Below are 16,032 nucleotides of genomic sequence, written 5' to 3' on the forward strand. Positions count from 1 at the left end.
TTATTTTTGATTTAACTTATCTTTGTGCTTGATGATCTGCCGATCCAGCTTGTCCAGCAGGGTATCAATCGCAGCGTACATGTCGGCATGCTGCGAATTGGCGAACACCTCACCCCCGCTGACATGCAGCTTGGCTTCGGCGATCTGGTTCAGTTTTTCTACGCTCAACACCACATGAACATTGTTGATGTGGTCAAAGTGACGCTCGAGTTTGGCAAATTTGTTGTTCACATAATCACGCAGAGCTTCGGTGATCTCGACATGGTGTCCGGTCAGGTTAATTTGCATAACGTCTTCCTTTTGTTTTGCCTAAACCAGGCGTTTGCGCTGATTGGATGGCGGGATCAACAAGGATTCACGGTACTTTGCGATCGTGCGTCTCGCCACCATAATACCCTGTTCGGCCAGCAAATCCGCGATCTTGCTATCACTTAGCGGCTTGGCGGGATTCTCCGCCGTGACCAGCTTCTTGATGAGCGCGCGAATTGCGGTCGATGAGCACTCTCCTCCTCCCTCCGTGTTGACATGACTGGAGAAAAAAAACTTCAGTTCGAAGATGCCGCGCGGCGTATGCATGTACTTCTGGGTCGTGACCCGCGAGATGGTCGACTCGTGCATCTCCACCGCTTCGGCGATGTCGTTGAGCACCATGGGTTTCATGGCCTCTTCACCGTATTCGAAAAAGCCCTGCTGCTGCTCGACGATACAGCTGGCCACCTTGAGCAGGGTGTCGTTGCGGCTCTCCAGGCTCTTGATGAACCACTTGGCTTCCTGCAGGTGGGAGCGGATGAACTGGGTATCCTGGCTGGTGCGAGCCTGACGGGCCATGGCGGCATAGGTCTCGTTGACCCGGATGCGCGGGGCCGAGTCCGGATTGAGCTCAACCACCCACTTGTTGCCCTTCTTGACCACGGAAACATCCGGGATCACGTACTGGGATTCACTCTGGATGACGCCGTTGCCGGGTCTCGGCTCCAGCTGCTGGATCAAATCCAGCACCTCCTTGAGGTCGCTCTCCTTGAGCCGGGTCTTGCGCGCCAGGGTGCGGTAGTCACGATTGCCGAGCAAGTCCATGTGCTCGAGGATCACCTCCTTGGCCTCGTTGAGCCAGGGCAGGTCCGGGGAGTATTGGCCCAGCTGGATCAGCAGGCACTCCTGTACCGAGCGGGCGGCGATGCCGACCGGATCGAAATGCTGCACCCGCTTGAGCACCGCCTCCACTTCATCGAGCTCCACCTCGACATCCTCGCTGCTTACCGCAGTCTGGATATCTTCCAGCGACACCGTCAGGTAACCGGATTCGTCGATGGCGTCGATGATGGCGAGGGCGATGGCGGCATCCACGTCGCTGAACGGCGTCAGGCGCATCTGCCACAACAGATAATCCTGCAGGTTTTCGGTGGTTTCGCCCTGATAGATGCTGTCTTCACCGTCGTGGATCGGGCCCGCGCTCTGGGCCGTGCCGGCCGAGTAGACCTCTTCCCAGGTGGTATCTACCGGCAGTTCGTCCGGCATGTTGTCCTGGGACATGGCATCACTGGAGTCGAGTTGGCTGGCATCGACCGGCTCTTCCGGGCTGGTCTCCTGCACATCATTTTCCTCTTGCTCCAGCAAGGGGTTGTTGTCGAGCGCTTGCTGAATTTCCTGCTGGAGTTCCAGAGTGGAGAGCTGGAGCAGACGAATCGCTTGTTGTAATTGCGGCGTCATGGTCAGGGACTGGCCGAGACGCAACTGTAATGTCGGCTTCATCTACGTCGGGATATCCTTATGTTCAGCGAGGCAGTCGTCACAGGAAATGAAGAGATGCCCCCTTACTATAGACTGAATTGATCGCCCAAATAGACGCGCTTGACCTGTTCGTCGGCCAGTATGTCGGCCGGTGCACCTTCGGCAATCATCTTGCCGTGGCTGACGATATAGGCCTTCTCACATACGTCCAGAGTCTCTCTGACGTTGTGGTCGGTGATCAAGACGCCCAGGCCTCTATCTTTGAGATGCTGGATGATCTTCTTGATGTCTATCACAGAAATGGGGTCGACCCCGGCAAAGGGTTCATCCAGCAGGATAAAACGCGGCTCGGCAGCCAGTGCCCGGGCGATCTCGACCCGGCGCCGCTCCCCGCCCGACAGGCTCTGACCCAGGCTGTCACGGATATGGGTGATGTTGAACTCTTCCAACAGTTGCTGGACCTTGTCCTCCCGCTCTTCGCGACTCAGCCCCTTGCGGGTCTGCATGACCCCCATCAGGTTGTCGAACACCGACAGGCGACGGAAGATGGAGGCCTCCTGCGGCAGATAGCCGATACCGTTGCGGGCACGGATATGCATGGGCTGCAGGCTGATGTCCTGATCATCGATGGTGATGAGGCCGGCATCGCTCTGCACCAGCCCCACGATCATGTAGAAGGAGGTGGTCTTGCCGGCGCCGTTCGGACCTAACAGCCCGACGATCTGGCCGGTCCCCACTTCCAGGCTCACATCGCTCACTACCATGCGGCGCTTGTAACTTTTTTGCAGGCCGGCTGCTTTCAACACTGCCATGGTTTATTTTCCCTGCTTCTTCTGATCGGCCGGCTTGTCGAAATTCTCTACCTGATCCGGCAGGAACACCGTCTTGACCCGCTGGTTCGGGGTCTTGCTCTCGGCAATCATCTTCTGTTTGACGATGTCGTAACGGATCAGGTCGCCATTGACCTGGCTGTCTTCCTGCTTGAGCTGACCGTTGCCGGTGATGGTCACCAAGCGGTTCTTCAGCTCATAGCGGATGCTGTTGCCATGGGCATTGACCGGCTTGCCGTTGTCCAGGATCTGGAAGAAGGTGGCTGGCTTGCCATAGGCCGTCATCACCTCGGCCCCCTTCTCGCCGGAGCGGATCACCACCACCTTGTCCGCCTTGATCTTGATGGTGCCCTGAGTAATGGTCACATCCTGTTCGAAGGTGATGCGGTTGTCCTGCATCTCGGCCACCTGCTTGACCGCATCCACATAGACCTTCTCGGCAAAGTCGGACTCTTTGGCGCTCACGGTGCCGCACAGCAGCAGGGCCGCGAGGGCCAGATTAGCGTTTTTCATTGAAATAGATGGCATGGCCCTGATCCAGTAATTCAAAATATTTGCGTTCCAGATGACCCTTCAGGCCGACGCCCTCGGTCTGGAAATCCTTACCCACTATGCTGACCTGCTGATTGCTTCTCACGTTCTGGGTCACCAGATCCAGCTCCAGATAGGGGGTATCCAGCGTGGAGATGAAAGAGGTGGGCAACAAGCCGTCCAGATGCACCTTGTCCCGCAGGATCACGTTGTCATCGGTGTTGAGCACGCCGGTATCGGCAGTGACCTTCCACTCGGCCTCGCCCTGCTTGTCAAACATGTAGACCACCGGCTTGTCAAAGGTGGCCTGCTCGAGGATCTGGTAGTACTCCGCGTAGCGGGACTCCAGCCGCTCGGTGCGACGCCCCTCGACATCGAAGCGGGTCGTCACCAGATTCTTGGCGGTGAAGTCCGGCTGATAATTCTCCACCTTGGTGGTCGGCTCCGGCGCCAGTTCGATGTCGCCGAGCTGCCAGGCGGCCAGCGCAACCAGGAACAGCAGGGCGAACAACAGGGTCTGTCTGCTCATACCGAGGCCTCTGGCTGATAGTCACCCAGCCCCTGGGCCTGCAAAATGAGATCGCACACCTCGCGCACCGCGCCCACACCGCCGGCCAGTCGGGTCACCATGTCAGCCCGCGCCAGCACCAGCGGATGGGCATCGGCCACGGCGATGCCGAGGCCACAGGCCTGCATCACCGGCAGATCGATGGTGTCATCGCCGATATAGGCCGCCTGCTCGGGGGTCAGTGCCAGCTTGGCCAGCAGCGCTTCGAAGTGGGGCAGCTTCTGATCTGCCCCCTGTACCAGGTGCGGCACCCCCAGGCTCTTCATCCGATCGCTGACGATGCGGGAGTTGCGCCCGGTGATGATGGCAATCTCGACCCCGGCGTTGAGCAGCGCTCGCATGCCGGCACCGTCGCGGGTACAGAAGGTCTTCAGCTCTTCGCCGTCATTTCCCATGTAGATGAGGCCGTTGGAGAGCACCCCGTCCACATCGCACACCAGCAGGCGGATCTGCGCCGCCCTGTCATACTGGCTGCGCGTCACCGGACCATAGAGGGTCGGTACGTTTTGCATCAAATTACTCCGGCTTTCAGCAGGTCATGCATGTTGAAGGCACCCAGCGGGCGCTTGTCGCCATCCACAACCAGTAATCCGTTGATCTTTCTGGTTTCCATCAGTTTGACGGCCTCGGCTGCCATCATCTCTGGTCCCACGGTAACACAGTTGACCGTCATCACGCGGCTGATCGGGGTGTGGTGGATATCCACCTGCAGGTCCAGAATGCGGCGCAGGTCGCCGTCGGTGAACAGACCAGCCAGACGGCCATCGGCATCGGCCACGGCCGTCATGCCGAGCCCCTTGCGGCTCACTTCCAGCAGTGCCTGGCTGATGGTGGCATCTATCCCTACCTGGGGCAACAGCTCACCGCTGTGCATCAGATCGCCCACCCGCAGCAGCAGTCGCTTGCCAAGGGAACCACCCGGATGAGAGAGGGCGAAATCGTCGGCGGTAAAGCCGCGGGCTTCCAGCAGGGCCACCGCCAGCGCATCGCCCATCACCAGGGTCGCGGTGGTACTGGAGGTGGGCGCCAGCCCCAGCGGGCAGGCTTCTTTCTCTACCTTGATGCACAGGTGCACGTTGGCTTCTTTCGCCATGGTGGAGGCCGGGTTGCCGGTCATGCAGATGAGCAGGATGCCGCGGCGCTTGAGCACCGGCAACAGGGCCAGGATCTCGTCGCTTTCGCCGGAGTTGGAGATGGCGATGATGAGATCACCGCCGGAGATCATTCCCAGATCGCCGTGGCTGGCTTCACCCGGATGAAGGAAAAAGGCAGGAGTGCCGGTGCTGGCCAGGGTGGCCGCAATCTTGCTTCCGACATGACCTGACTTGCCCATGCCGGTGACCACTATCTTGCCACTGCAGCGCAGTATCATCTCGCAGGCCTGATCGAAGGCATCGTTCAGGTACTGGTAGAGTCCATCAATCGCTTGTTTCTCGATGTCCAGCACGGTACGGGCGCTGCGACGAAAATCGAACAGTTCAGACACTTTTTCAGACTTTACAGACATAAAGGCACAGCTCCGGGCTGAAATTTGCTGCGGGATTATAAAAAAGTCTGTCGAGATAAGCGAATCGGATACTTCCCGACCTGAAAAGAGAGACAATTGGTTACAAAAAACTGTCGCGCGTCTGGACAGGCAGGCTGTTCAATAGTTGTTCCTTGCTGTTGCTTAGACCTAGACTAGCCCATAAAATTCGCTCTTCATTTACACCGGATGGACAATTGTTTGAACGATGACCTGATCACCATCTCCGACCTGACCTTTAGTCACGGAGATCGGCTGTTATACGACGGGATAAACCTGACCATTCCCCGTGGCAAGGTCACTGCGGTCATGGGCCCCAGCGGCATCGGCAAGACCACCTTGCTGCGGTTGATCGGCGGCCAGCTCAAGCCCGAATCCGGTCATATCCTGTTTGACGGGGAAGATATCCCCACCCTCTCTCGCTCGCGCCTGTACGAGGTGCGCAAGCGGATGAGCATGCTGTTCCAGAGCGGCGCCCTGTTTACCGGCATGACGGTGTACGACAACGTGGCCTTCCCGCTGCGCGAGCACTCCGGCCTGCCCGAGGAGCTGATCCACACCATCGTCATGATGAAGCTGCAGGCGGTGGGCCTGCGCGGCGCGGCAAGACTGATGCCGTCCGAGCTCTCCGGCGGCATGGCCCGGCGCGCGGCGCTGGCCCGCTCCATCGCGCTGGATCCGGACCTCATCATGTATGACGAGCCGTTCGTCGGCCAGGATCCCATCACCATGGCGGTGCTGGTGAAGCTCATCAAGGATATGAACGATGCCCTCGGCATCACCTCCGTCATCGTCACCCACGACGTGAAAGAGGTGCTGAGCATTGCCGACTACGCCTATATCATCGCCAACCGCAAGGTGGTGGCGCATGGCACGCCGGCCCAGCTGCGCGAGGAGCACAATCCCGAGGTCGAGCAGTTCCTGAAAGGATTGCCCGACGGTCCTGTTCCGTTTCATTTTCCGGCAGGCGACCTGCTACAGGATCTCTGATGTTGACAAGCCAGGTAAGCAAACTGGGGCGAAGCGGGGTGCGGTTCATCAGCGCCATCGGCCGCGCCACCATCATGTTGTTTCACGCGTTGGCGGGCAAACCCGCACCGCGCAAGCACTTCCCGCTGCTGGTGCAGCAGTTGTATGTGGTCGGAGTGCAGTCGGTCGCCATCATTCTGGTGTCGGGCCTGTTCATCGGCATGGTGCTCTCGTTGCAGGGCTACAACGTACTGAAGGACTTCGGTGCCGAGCAGAGTCTGGGGCCGCTGGTCTCCCTCTCCCTGCTGCGGGAGCTGGGCCCCGTGGTGACCGCGCTGCTGTTTGCCGGCCGCGCCGGCTCGGCCCTCACCGCCGAGATCGGCCTGATGAAGGCCACCGAACAGCTCTCCAGCCTGGAGATGATGGCGGTGGATCCGCTGCGCCGGGTGGTCGCGCCGCGCTTCTGGGCCGGGGTCATCAGCATGCCACTGCTGGCCTTCATGTTCAGCCTGATCGGCATCTTCGGCGGCAAGCTGGTCGGTGTGGACTGGCTGGGGGTGGACGAAGGCAGCTTCTGGTCCGCCATGCAGGCCTCCGTCGACTGGCAGGATGACATCATGCAGGGGGCCATCAAGAGTCTGATCTTTGCTCTGGTGGTCACCTGGATTGCGCTCTTTAACGGTTATGATGCCAAGCCGACATCGGCCGGGATCAGTCAGGCCACGACCCGTACCGTGGTCCACTCCTCCCTGGCCGTGCTCGGCCTGGATTTTATACTCACCGCAGTCATGTTTGGATAAGGTAAAGATGAAGTTCAGCAAAGTAGAATTCCTGGTTGGCGCTTTCATGCTGGCCGGCATCGGTGCCATTCTGGCGTTGGCACTGCAAGTGGCAGGTTTGAGTTTCAAACCGGAAGGAGAAACCTATACCCTGCGCGCCCATTTCGATAATATCGGCGGCCTGAAAGTGCGCTCACCGGTCAAGGTGGGCGGCGTGGTGGTCGGTCGGGTCAGCGACATCACTCTGGACGCCAAGAGCCAGGTGCCGATCGTCTCTCTGCAGATGCAGAAGAGCGCCGGTGAGTTCTCCGAGACCAGTACCCTCTCCATCCTGACTTCGGGGCTGCTCGGCGAGCAGTACATAGGTCTGATGCCCGGCTTTACCGATGAAGAGATGGGTACCAGCATGCTCAAGGATGGCGACATGATTGAAGACACCAAATCCGCCATTGTGCTGGAAGACCTGATTGGCAAGTTCCTCTACAGCCAGTCTTCCGACACCAAATCAGACAGCAAGTAAGGAGTAACCATGTTCAAGAAGATCGCCCTGCTGCTGGGCCTGATGACCAGCATGCTGTTTTCTCTGACCGCGCAAGCCACCGATGCCACCGATCCCTATGCCCTGGTAGACCAAGCGGCCAAGCAGACCTTCGCCCGCCTGAAGGCCGATCAGGCCCAGGTGAAGAGCAATCCGGATCACCTGCGGGTGATCATCCGCGAAGAGCTGCTGCCCTACGTGGACAACCGCTTCGCCGCCTACAAGGTGCTCGGCAACCAGATCAAGCAGACCACCCCGGCCCAGCGTGACGCCTTCGTCGAGGTGTTCACCGAGTACATGGTGAGCTCCTACGCCGACGCCCTGGCCCATTTCGACAAGCAGACCGTCAAGGTCGAGCCGGGCAAGGCCGCCGGTGACAGCAACATCACCGCGGTCAACGTCAGCGTGAAAGAGGCCGGCAAGCCGGACATCTTCCTCGAGTTCAAGCTGCGCAAGAACAACAAGACCGGCGAATGGAAAGCCTTCGACATGGTCGCCGAAGGGATCAGCCTGCTCTCTGCCAAGCAGAACGAGCTGGGTGGCCTCATCCGCCAGAACGGCATCGATGCGGTGATCGCCCAGCTGCGCGCCCACAATGCCAAGCCGCTGGTGCTCAAGTCATGAGACTGAGCGGCGAGCTGCAGGCGGCCCAGGTCGTTGAGTTATGGCAACGGCGAGCCGACTGGTGGCAGGAAGACCAGATCGAGCTTAGCGACGTCACCACCCTGGATTCGGCAGGGCTTGCCCTGCTGGTCAAATGGGCCAAAGCCGCTCTGGCACGAGGCGCCACACCACAACTGGTGGGCGCCTCCACTGATTTTTATACCCTGGCCAACCTCTACGGGGTGGCCGGATTGTTTCAGTCAACCCCGCTCACAACTGAGGACGCATAATGCAAGTCTCTGAAATTGAAGCGATACTCCTCGAGGCTCTGCCATTGTCCGAAGTCCATGTCAAAGGGGACGGCAGTCACTACCAAGTGATCGCCGTCGGCGACATGTTTGACGGCATGAGCCGGGTCAAGAAGCAACAGGCCATCTATGCCCCGCTGATGGACAAGATCGCCAGCAACGCCATTCACGCACTCTCCATCAAGGCTTTTACCGATGCCGAGTGGAAACGCGAACGTAAATTCCTACTGCCCTCCTGATTTGGTATCAAACGTAAATGGACAAATTCAAGATCGATGGTCGTTGTACTCTCAACGGCGAAGTGACCATCTCTGGCGCCAAGAACGCCGCTCTGCCGATCCTGTTCGCCACCCTGCTGTGTGATGAGGAGATCCACCTCTCCAACGTGCCGCGTCTGAAAGATGTGGGCACCACCATCAAGCTGCTGGAGATGCTGGGTGCCACCACCAAGGTGAACGGCAACGTCACCGTGCTGACCGGTGCGGTGAACAACCATGTTGCACCCTACGAGCTGGTGAAGACCATGCGCGCCTCCATCCTGGCGCTGGGCCCGCTGGCCGCCCGCTTTGGCGCGGCTGACGTCTCCCTGCCCGGCGGCTGCGCCATCGGTGCCCGTCCGGTCAACCTGCACGTGCACGGTCTGGAGCTGATGGGTGCCAAGATTGCCATCGAGGATGGTTACATCAAGGCTCGTGTCGACGGCCGCCTGAAGGGTGCTCACATCCTGATGGACATGGTCTCCGTCACCGGTACCGAGAACCTGATGATGGCCGCCACCCTGGCTGACGGCCGCACCGTGATCGAAAACGCCGCGCGCGAGCCGGAAGTGGTCGATCTGGCCAACTTCCTCAATGCCCTGGGCGCCAAGATCCAGGGCGCGGGCACCGACACCCTCACCATCGACGGTGTCGAACGTCTGCATGGCGGCAGCTACAGCGTCCAGCCCGACCGTATCGAAACCGGTACCTTCCTGGTGGGCGCAGCGGTCACCGGCGGCAAGATCACCTGCCGCAAGACCGACCCGACCCTGCTGGAAGCGGTACTGGTCAAGCTGGAAGAGGCTGGCGCCCTGATTGAGAAGGGTGAAGACTGGATCACCCTCGACATGACTGGTCGCACCCTCAAGCCGGTCACCATCAAGACCGCCCCCTACCCGGCCTTCCCGACCGACATGCAGGCCCAGTTCACCGTGCTGAACGCGGTGGCTAAGGGCACCGGCATGGTCACCGAGACCATCTTCGAGAACCGCTTCATGCACGTACCCGAGCTGGTACGGATGGGCGCCGACATCGAACTGCAGGGCAATGTGGCCATCTGCCGCGACACCCAGCAGCTCAAGGGTGCCCAGGTGATGGCGACCGACCTGCGCGCCTCCGCCAGTCTGGTGCTGGCCGGCTTCGTCGCCGAAGGCTCCACCATCGTCGATCGCATCTACCACATCGACCGTGGCTACGAAGACATCGAGCACAAGCTGCAAGGCCTTGGCGGCCGCATCGAGCGCATCAAGGGCTGATTGCCGCCCCTGAGCACGCCGATACAAAAAGGCCCCTCGCACTGCGAGGGGCCTTTTTCATGGCTGCAATCCACTGATGCCGGGATCAGTGGCCGGCCAGCTTCATGCTCTCGACCAACACCGAGCCGGTCTTAAGGCTGGAGCGCTCATCTTCGTCGCTGCCCACCGCCACGATATGGCTGAACATCTCGGCCAGATTGCCGGCGATGGTGATCTCTTCGACCGGGTAGGCTATTTCGCCATTCTCCACCCAGAAACCGGCTGCGCCGCGGGAGTAGTCGCCATTGACGATGTTGACCCCCTGCCCCATCAGTTCGGTCACCAGCAGGCCGGTGCCCATCTCCTTGAGCATGCCATTGAAATCCTGACCGGTGCTGGAAACCTGCCAGTTGTGGATGCCGCCGGCGTGGCCCGTGGTGGTGAGCCCCAGCTTGCGGGCGGAGTAGGAGGTAAGCAGCCAGCTCATCAGCTCGCCATTGCGCACTATGTCCATGTCGCGGGTCAGCACGCCTTCGCCATCGAACGGAGTACTGGCTAGCCCCCCCAACAGGTGGGGGAACTCCTGGATGGTGAGCCACTCGGGCAGGATCTGCTTGCCCAGCTTGTCCAGCAGAAAGCTCGACTTGCGGTAGAGATTGCCACCGCTGATGGCCATCACCAGATGACCCCACAGACCGGCCGCCGTATCGGGATGGAACAGCACGGGAGCGTGGCGAGTGCTGATCTTGCGGGCCCCCAGACGAGAGAGGGTGCGCTCCACCGCCTCGTCGGCGATGCGCTGCGGGCTCCAGAGCCCGTCCAAGGTACGGCTGGAGGAGTAGCCGTAATCGCGCTGCATGTCGCCGTCCTGCTCGCCGATCAGCACGCAGCTCAGGGAGTTGCGCGATGCCGCGTAGCCTTTGACGAAGCCATGGCTGTTGCCATACACCTTGATGCCGAGGTGACTGGAGAAACCGGCGCCGTCGGAGTGCTTGATGCGGGTATCGCGGCCCAGCGCCAGTCGTTCACACTCGATGGCCAGTTCGATGCCGCGCTGCGGATCCAGCTCGATCGGATGACACAGTTGCAGATCCGGGGCGTCCCAGGCCAGCAGCTCGGCATCAGCCAGACCGGCGCAAGCATCCGGCGAGGTGTGGCGGGCAATCTCCATGGCCGCTTCGACGGCGGCACGAATGGCCGACGGGCTCAGATCCGTGGTGGAGGAGGAACCCTTGCAGCCATCGCGATAGACGGCGATGCCAAGCGCCCCGTCCTTGTTGAATTCGATGCTTTCCAGTTCACAACCCCGGGTGTTCACCGACAACCCGGTCTGCTTGCTGATGGAGACTTCGGCAAGCCCGGCGCCCAGTCCCTTGGCAATCTCCAGGGCCTCGGCAACTACGGCTTCAAGATGGGCTTGATCCTGGCGGATTTGGTCTTGCTGATCCATAACTCACATCTGTATGAAGGAAGGAAAGGGGCTAAGCATATCAGACCCCTGCGCCCAGCGGGAGAAGCTGGTAACATATCCACCAAACGTGAATGACAGGAATCAAGAGACCGATGAGTCAATATCAAGACGACAACGAGTGGGAAGACTGGGGCCCCAGCAAAAGCCAGCTCAAGCGCGATGCCGAAGCCTTGCAGAAGATGGGGGAAGAGATCGTCTCCCTCAGCCACAGCGAGCTGGAGAAGATCCCGCTGGATGAAGAGCTGGCCGAAGCGGTCGAGCTGGGCCGTAAGCTCAAGCCGAAGAAAGACGAGTCTTTCCGTCGCCACCTGCAGTTCATCGGCCGGTTGATGCGCAGCCGCGATGTGGAGCCCATCGTCGAGGCGCTCTCCATCATCAAGAATCGCCACTCCACCGTAAACGCCCGCCTGCACCGGCTGGAACAGTGGCGTGAGCGGCTGATCAATGAAGGTGACAGCGCCCTCAACGAGCTGATGTCCCAGTTCCACGAACTGGACCGCCAGAAGCTGCGCCAGCTGATCCGCACCGCCAACAAGGAGCGGGAGCTGAACAAGCCGCCGGTGGCCTATCGCGAGATGTACCAGTACCTGCGCGGCGAGATCGAAGATCTGCTGTAAGTGATGACTCACCGTCGCCGACCGGCGATGAACAGTACAAAATAAAACGGGGCCGATCTGGCCCCGTTTTCGTGTCGCTGCAGCTGTCAGCTGCCCGCCATGCACTGAGTATGAGTGCCTGGCTGCAGATACGGCATCAGCAGCGGAGCCATCCCCTTGAGCACCTGCACCGGCAAGGCCGAGGTGAAGCGGAACTTGTCGGACTGGCTGCCCGGCACATAGGCCGTCAGGGTGCCGAAGTGATCCTCTCCCAGATAGAAGACGAAGGTGGCGGTCCGGTTGCGAGCCAGCGAGCTGGTCACGTTGCCGTAGCGGCCGACCGTTTCAATCCGGTTGTCGCCCGTGCCCGTCTTGCCCCCCATCTGCAGCACGGTACCGTCCGGCAGGGCGAAGGCACCGGCAATGCGTCTGGCCGTGCCCCCTTCCACCACCTTCGACAGCGCATTGCGCAGCGCGGTGGCCACCTCGACCGGCAGCACCCGGGTCCCCTCGGTCTGCGCCGGTTGGAACTCGGTTTCGAACGGCGTGCCCTTGGCAAACGACAGATGCTCGATACGCAGGGTCGGCGCACGAATGCCGCCGTTCTGGATGATCCCCATCAGCTCGGCCAACGCAGCAGGGCGGTCGCCCGAACTGCCCAGGGCCGTTGCCAGCGACGGCACCAGGTGATCGAACGGGTAGCCCAGTCTGGCCCAGCGTTGATGGATGTCGAGGAAGGCCTCGACCTCCAGCATGGTGCGGATCCGGCTGTCGCGGGCGCTACGGTGGCGGGTCTTGAACAGCCAGCTGTAGACCTCCTGCCGCTCGTCCCGGCTCGCCTCGACGGCATCGGCGAAGGTCGCCTTGTCGAACTCCTTGAGATAGGAGAGCAGCCACAGCTCCAGCGGGTGCACCCGGGCGATATAGCCTTGATCCGGCAGCGAATACTTGCCGGGACCATAGCTGGTATAGAGCTGCTCGATACGACGATCGCTCAGCTTCTCCCGCGGCAGGCGCTTCGCCAGGAAGGCAGCGAAAGTCTCCTGCGACGCATCCGGCATCAGGTAGCGGTGTACGGCTGCCAGGCGCACGGCGCTTGGCTTGAGACCATCCAGGAAGGTATCGAGCTGTTCATCCGCAGTCTTGCCACGGTACTTGCGCCAGAAGCGCAGCAGATAGGTCTGCCCCTCTTTATCCGCAAACTTGGCCAGATACTCGGTACGGCGCGGATCCTTGTCATCCTTGAGCAACTGGGCACGGTTGCCCTCCCGGTAGAGGCTGTAGCGGACGATGTCACGCATCAGACGCACGAATGGCAGGTTGATGGACTCGCGCAGCGCATCGCGAATGGCCGGGATGCGACCATTGTCCTCACGCCGGAAGTTGTTGAAGGTGTGCATACCGCCGCCGGTGAAGAACCCCTCGTTCGGGCTGGCGGAGTATTTGCGATCGAGCGCCGCCTCCAGCATGGGTGGCAGGCTCTTGTCCTTGGCGGTCATCAGGTAGGAGACGGCCCAGCGGCTGATGTTGTCCTGCTCCGATACCTCGATTTTGCGCAGGCTCTCGGCCGACATATCCGCGTAGTTGTCGTGCAGCTCGGAGACGATCTCCAGGTAGGTAGTCAGCACCCGCAGCTTGGCGGTGGACCCCAGCTCCAGCTTGCTGCCCTCGTTGATGTCGAACGGCTGATCCGTGTTGTCGGTCTGCACCCGCACCTTGAAGCCCTGCGGGGACTTCTCGAACAGCGTGAAGCTGTACTTCACGTCTCCCGTCTTCTCGGGCGAGAGCAGGCGCTCACCAAACAGCCCGACCTGGGCTGCAAACGTCGGGTCGGCCAGCTGCTGCAGGTAGCGAGAGACCTCGTTTTGCAGCGGCATGTTGAGGCTGGTATCGGCCGTCAGATCGAGTCGGTCCAGATCGTAGAGCTGCACCCCGAGCTGACGGCTGAGACGGGTGCGGGCAACTTGCAGGCCCTTGTTGTTGTTGACCTTGGTCACCGCCGGGGACTGCAAGAAATCACGGAACGAGATCTTGGCCTTCAGCGCGGCTTCCATCAGCGGCGGCGTGATCATCCCCTCCTGTACGAACAACCGCAGATAGCTGTCAGTCAGGGTCGCCAGTGCATCGCGCCCCTGCGCCAGATAGTAGGAGGGACGGCGATGGGCAATCATCAGCGAGACCACCTGGCGCAGCGCCAGGCCCTGCTCCGCCAGCGAGGCATCCTGGTTGCGCGCAGGGTCCAGCAGCCGGTTTACCTCGTCCACATTGGCGCCAAACCATACCCAGAGACCATCCCCCAGGCCGTGCACCTCCCCATAGCCAGGCGCTGCAGAGAGCGGGACCGAGTTGAGATAGGCCCAGGCGACCAGCTTGCGTGCCTCCAGCGTCTTGGGCCCCAACCGGTAGGCCCGTACACTGGCGGACGCCATCTGGCGGATCTTCTCGGTGGGTGACAGCGTCAGGCCATCTGGCGAGTGGCGATACTTCTCGACCTGAGTCGCCAGCGTACTGCCGCCAGCCGATTGATCCTGCATATCGAGCGCCTTGCCGACCTGCGACATGGCCGCCTTGGCAAAACGGGGCCAATCCACGGCCGGGTTGGCCAGCGGCTGCTCGTTGCTGAGCAGATCGCGGTTCTCGATGAACAAGAGCGACTGGATCACCAGCGGCGGGATGGAAGCGAAATCCGGGTAATAGTGGGTCGGATACTTGAATTGATAGAAGGGTTCAGCCCGGCAGTCGTGCAGGGTCAGGCCGGCTTGCACCTTCTCGGTATAAGGCACGAAAAAGCCGCGACTGGCATAGTCATACAAGGCGTCGGAGAAATGTACCTGCTCGCTGACCTGATAACCCCGTTGCAGCAAGCGCTCCTGCATCATGGGCAACAGCACATAACCGAGCCGCTTGTCGAAGGGACCGTCTTCGGGGAAGGCAATCTGCTTGCTGGGGCCGGGTTCAACCTGATAGGTCAGCTTGGCCGCATAGCGGGAGATCTCCTGCGACTGCAGGCGAGAAGTCTGCATCTCATAACCGACCAGAGCAATCACCGCAGCCAGGCACAGCAAAAAGAAAAAGCAGAACAACCAGCGCCACCAGGAACGACGCTTGCGCTTGTACTTGCCGTCCGCGCTTGGGACAGATGAATCCTGAGATGCCACTTTGTTCAAATCCGTCTGTTCTGATGCGCCCATATCAGCCCCACCATGGTTGCGCAATTTATTGTGTTTCACTCAAGCTTAGTCTTTTCAAGTCAATGGCTTGAAAACTATTGACCGCTTTGTAGTGATGGTAACAGGGCGATTATAAAAAGGGGAGCCGATTGTTGCAGCGCAATGAGATATCCGAGCTGATGACTGAAAGCAAAACACCGGCCTATGGCCGGTGTTTTGAGAAGACAGTGAGCAGACTTATTTGCTGGAACTCATCGCCTTGAGCTTGGTGCTCAGCTCTTTACGCTCTTTGGACAGCTCGGCATTCTTGATGATGTGGTCGTCCACACGCTCTTCATAATCAGCCCGCATGTTGGCGATGATGGCTTGCACCTCATCGATGCTCATACCCGGTTTGATGTAATCGCTCAGGTTGTCGAGCAGCAGCACCCGCTTCTGGTTGTCACGGACCTTCTTCTCGTTGTCCGCAATTTCACGCTTGAGTTTGTTCTGACGACGGGACATACGCACATATTCCAGTACATCGCTGAAGGTGGACTTGTTTACTTGTTCCATATCGATACCACTGACGTAAGGTTGATAAAAGCAGGCCAAGTTGCATCCGTACTAAAGAAACCAGCATGAGAGAGTACGGGCCAACCCAAGATGCCTTTACTCTACCGAGTTATGAGGCAGATACAACCCTAATTGCAGGGCTGACGCCGGGTTTCGGCACGAGAGAGTCGAGTGAACAACAGGGGAGAAAGCAGCACAGACTCTCCATCCGAAGGAGTATATCAGGGGTGAGATAAGACGAATTTCAGACAATAAAAAACCCCGCTCAGATGAGCGGGGTTTCTTGTATTGTGTGCCTGGCAGTGTCCTACTCTCGCATGGCGAATGCCACACTACCATCGGCGCTACCGCGTTTCACTTCTGAGTTCG

The 16,032-nt window shown here is 59.9% G+C and carries 18 protein-coding genes; 8 read left to right on the forward strand and 10 right to left on the reverse strand.

Annotation, left to right across the window (positions count from 1 at the left end; translation table 11 throughout):
* The 7 genes from hpf to OKB87_RS14015 all read right to left on the reverse strand — a co-directional run bounded on the left by hpf (position 1) and on the right by OKB87_RS14015 (position 5,164).
* Entirely contained in the window at positions 1-288 is a 288-nt protein-coding gene (gene hpf / locus OKB87_RS13985) for a ribosome hibernation promoting factor (protein WP_005305957.1), read from the reverse strand.
* A gap of 21 nt (positions 289-309) precedes the next feature.
* Positions 310-1,749, reverse strand: coding sequence for an RNA polymerase factor sigma-54 (locus OKB87_RS13990; protein ID WP_011707612.1), 1,440 nt, complete (start codon positions 1,747-1,749; stop codon positions 310-312).
* A 65-nt stretch (positions 1,750-1,814) separates the two neighbouring features.
* Entirely contained in the window at positions 1,815-2,540 is a 726-nt protein-coding gene (gene lptB / locus OKB87_RS13995) for an LPS export ABC transporter ATP-binding protein (protein WP_011707613.1), read from the reverse strand.
* Positions 2,541-2,543: 3 nt separating this feature from the next.
* Entirely contained in the window at positions 2,544-3,071 is a 528-nt protein-coding gene (lptA, locus tag OKB87_RS14000) for a lipopolysaccharide transport periplasmic protein LptA (protein WP_016352198.1), read from the reverse strand.
* Positions 3,058-3,618: an LPS export ABC transporter periplasmic protein LptC gene (gene lptC, locus OKB87_RS14005; protein WP_011707615.1), complete on the reverse strand. Its 561-nt coding sequence runs from the start codon at positions 3,616-3,618 to the stop codon at positions 3,058-3,060. The genes lptA and lptC overlap by 14 nt, the downstream gene beginning before the upstream one ends.
* Complete coding sequence (gene kdsC / locus OKB87_RS14010; RefSeq protein ID WP_270827772.1) at positions 3,615-4,169, reverse strand: 3-deoxy-manno-octulosonate-8-phosphatase KdsC; 555 nt, start codon at positions 4,167-4,169, stop codon at positions 3,615-3,617. The genes lptC and kdsC overlap by 4 nt, the downstream gene beginning before the upstream one ends.
* Positions 4,169-5,164 carry a KpsF/GutQ family sugar-phosphate isomerase gene (locus tag OKB87_RS14015; protein WP_270827773.1) on the reverse strand — a complete coding sequence of 332 codons (996 nt, stop codon included), beginning with the start codon at positions 5,162-5,164 and terminating at the stop codon, positions 4,169-4,171. Before OKB87_RS14015 ends, kdsC begins: the two co-directional genes overlap by 1 nt.
* A 207-nt stretch (positions 5,165-5,371) precedes the next feature.
* Here OKB87_RS14015 and mlaF point away from each other — a divergent pair, with 207 nt between their 5' ends.
* The 7 genes from mlaF to murA are packed head-to-tail and all read left to right on the forward strand — an operon-like array spanning position 5,372 to position 9,892.
* On the forward strand, positions 5,372-6,172 hold the full coding sequence (mlaF, locus tag OKB87_RS14020; RefSeq protein WP_011707618.1) for a phospholipid ABC transporter ATP-binding protein MlaF: 801 nt from the start codon (positions 5,372-5,374) through the stop codon (positions 6,170-6,172).
* Positions 6,172-6,951, forward strand: coding sequence for a lipid asymmetry maintenance ABC transporter permease subunit MlaE (gene mlaE / locus OKB87_RS14025; protein ID WP_011707619.1), 780 nt, complete (start codon positions 6,172-6,174; stop codon positions 6,949-6,951). The genes mlaF and mlaE overlap by 1 nt, the downstream gene beginning before the upstream one ends.
* Positions 6,952-6,958: 7 nt before the next feature.
* Positions 6,959-7,450, forward strand: coding sequence for an outer membrane lipid asymmetry maintenance protein MlaD (gene mlaD / locus OKB87_RS14030; RefSeq protein WP_011707620.1), 492 nt, complete (start codon positions 6,959-6,961; stop codon positions 7,448-7,450).
* A gap of 9 nt (positions 7,451-7,459) precedes the next feature.
* A complete protein-coding gene (gene mlaC / locus OKB87_RS14035; RefSeq protein ID WP_017409367.1) occupies positions 7,460-8,092 on the forward strand; it encodes a phospholipid-binding protein MlaC in 633 nt (210 codons plus the stop codon).
* Positions 8,089-8,361, forward strand: coding sequence for an STAS domain-containing protein (locus tag OKB87_RS14040; protein ID WP_039213917.1), 273 nt, complete (start codon positions 8,089-8,091; stop codon positions 8,359-8,361). Before mlaC ends, OKB87_RS14040 begins: the two co-directional genes overlap by 4 nt.
* Positions 8,361-8,618, forward strand: coding sequence for a BolA family iron metabolism protein IbaG (gene ibaG / locus OKB87_RS14045; protein WP_005306001.1), 258 nt, complete (start codon positions 8,361-8,363; stop codon positions 8,616-8,618). The genes OKB87_RS14040 and ibaG overlap by 1 nt, the downstream gene beginning before the upstream one ends.
* A 17-nt stretch (positions 8,619-8,635) precedes the next feature.
* A complete protein-coding gene (gene murA, locus OKB87_RS14050) occupies positions 8,636-9,892 on the forward strand; it encodes a UDP-N-acetylglucosamine 1-carboxyvinyltransferase (protein ID WP_011707623.1) in 1,257 nt (418 codons plus the stop codon).
* Between the two features lie 85 nt (positions 9,893-9,977).
* Here the strand turns inward: murA and pmbA are convergent, their stop codons facing one another.
* Positions 9,978-11,321 carry a metalloprotease PmbA gene (pmbA, locus tag OKB87_RS14055; RefSeq protein ID WP_011707624.1) on the reverse strand — a complete coding sequence of 448 codons (1,344 nt, stop codon included), beginning with the start codon at positions 11,319-11,321 and terminating at the stop codon, positions 9,978-9,980.
* A 113-nt stretch (positions 11,322-11,434) separates the two neighbouring features.
* Here pmbA and yjgA point away from each other — a divergent pair, with 113 nt between their 5' ends.
* Entirely contained in the window at positions 11,435-11,959 is a 525-nt protein-coding gene (gene yjgA, locus OKB87_RS14060; RefSeq protein ID WP_010635921.1) for a ribosome biogenesis factor YjgA, read from the forward strand.
* A gap of 86 nt (positions 11,960-12,045) precedes the next feature.
* Here the strand turns inward: yjgA and OKB87_RS14065 are convergent, their stop codons facing one another.
* Both OKB87_RS14065 and tmaR read right to left on the reverse strand, forming a co-directional pair.
* Positions 12,046-15,129, reverse strand: a complete 3,084-nt coding sequence (locus OKB87_RS14065; protein WP_011707626.1) for a transglycosylase domain-containing protein — start codon at positions 15,127-15,129, stop codon at positions 12,046-12,048.
* A gap of 216 nt (positions 15,130-15,345) precedes the next feature.
* Positions 15,346-15,663 (reverse strand): PTS system regulator TmaR, encoded by a 318-nt coding sequence (gene tmaR / locus OKB87_RS14070; protein ID WP_016352207.1) that lies wholly within the window; start codon positions 15,661-15,663, stop codon positions 15,346-15,348.
* Positions 15,664-16,032: the final 369 nt, after the last annotated feature.

The organism is Aeromonas sp. Y318-1 (assembly GCF_027706125.1).
Lineage (GTDB): Bacteria > Pseudomonadota > Gammaproteobacteria > Enterobacterales > Aeromonadaceae > Aeromonas > Aeromonas hydrophila.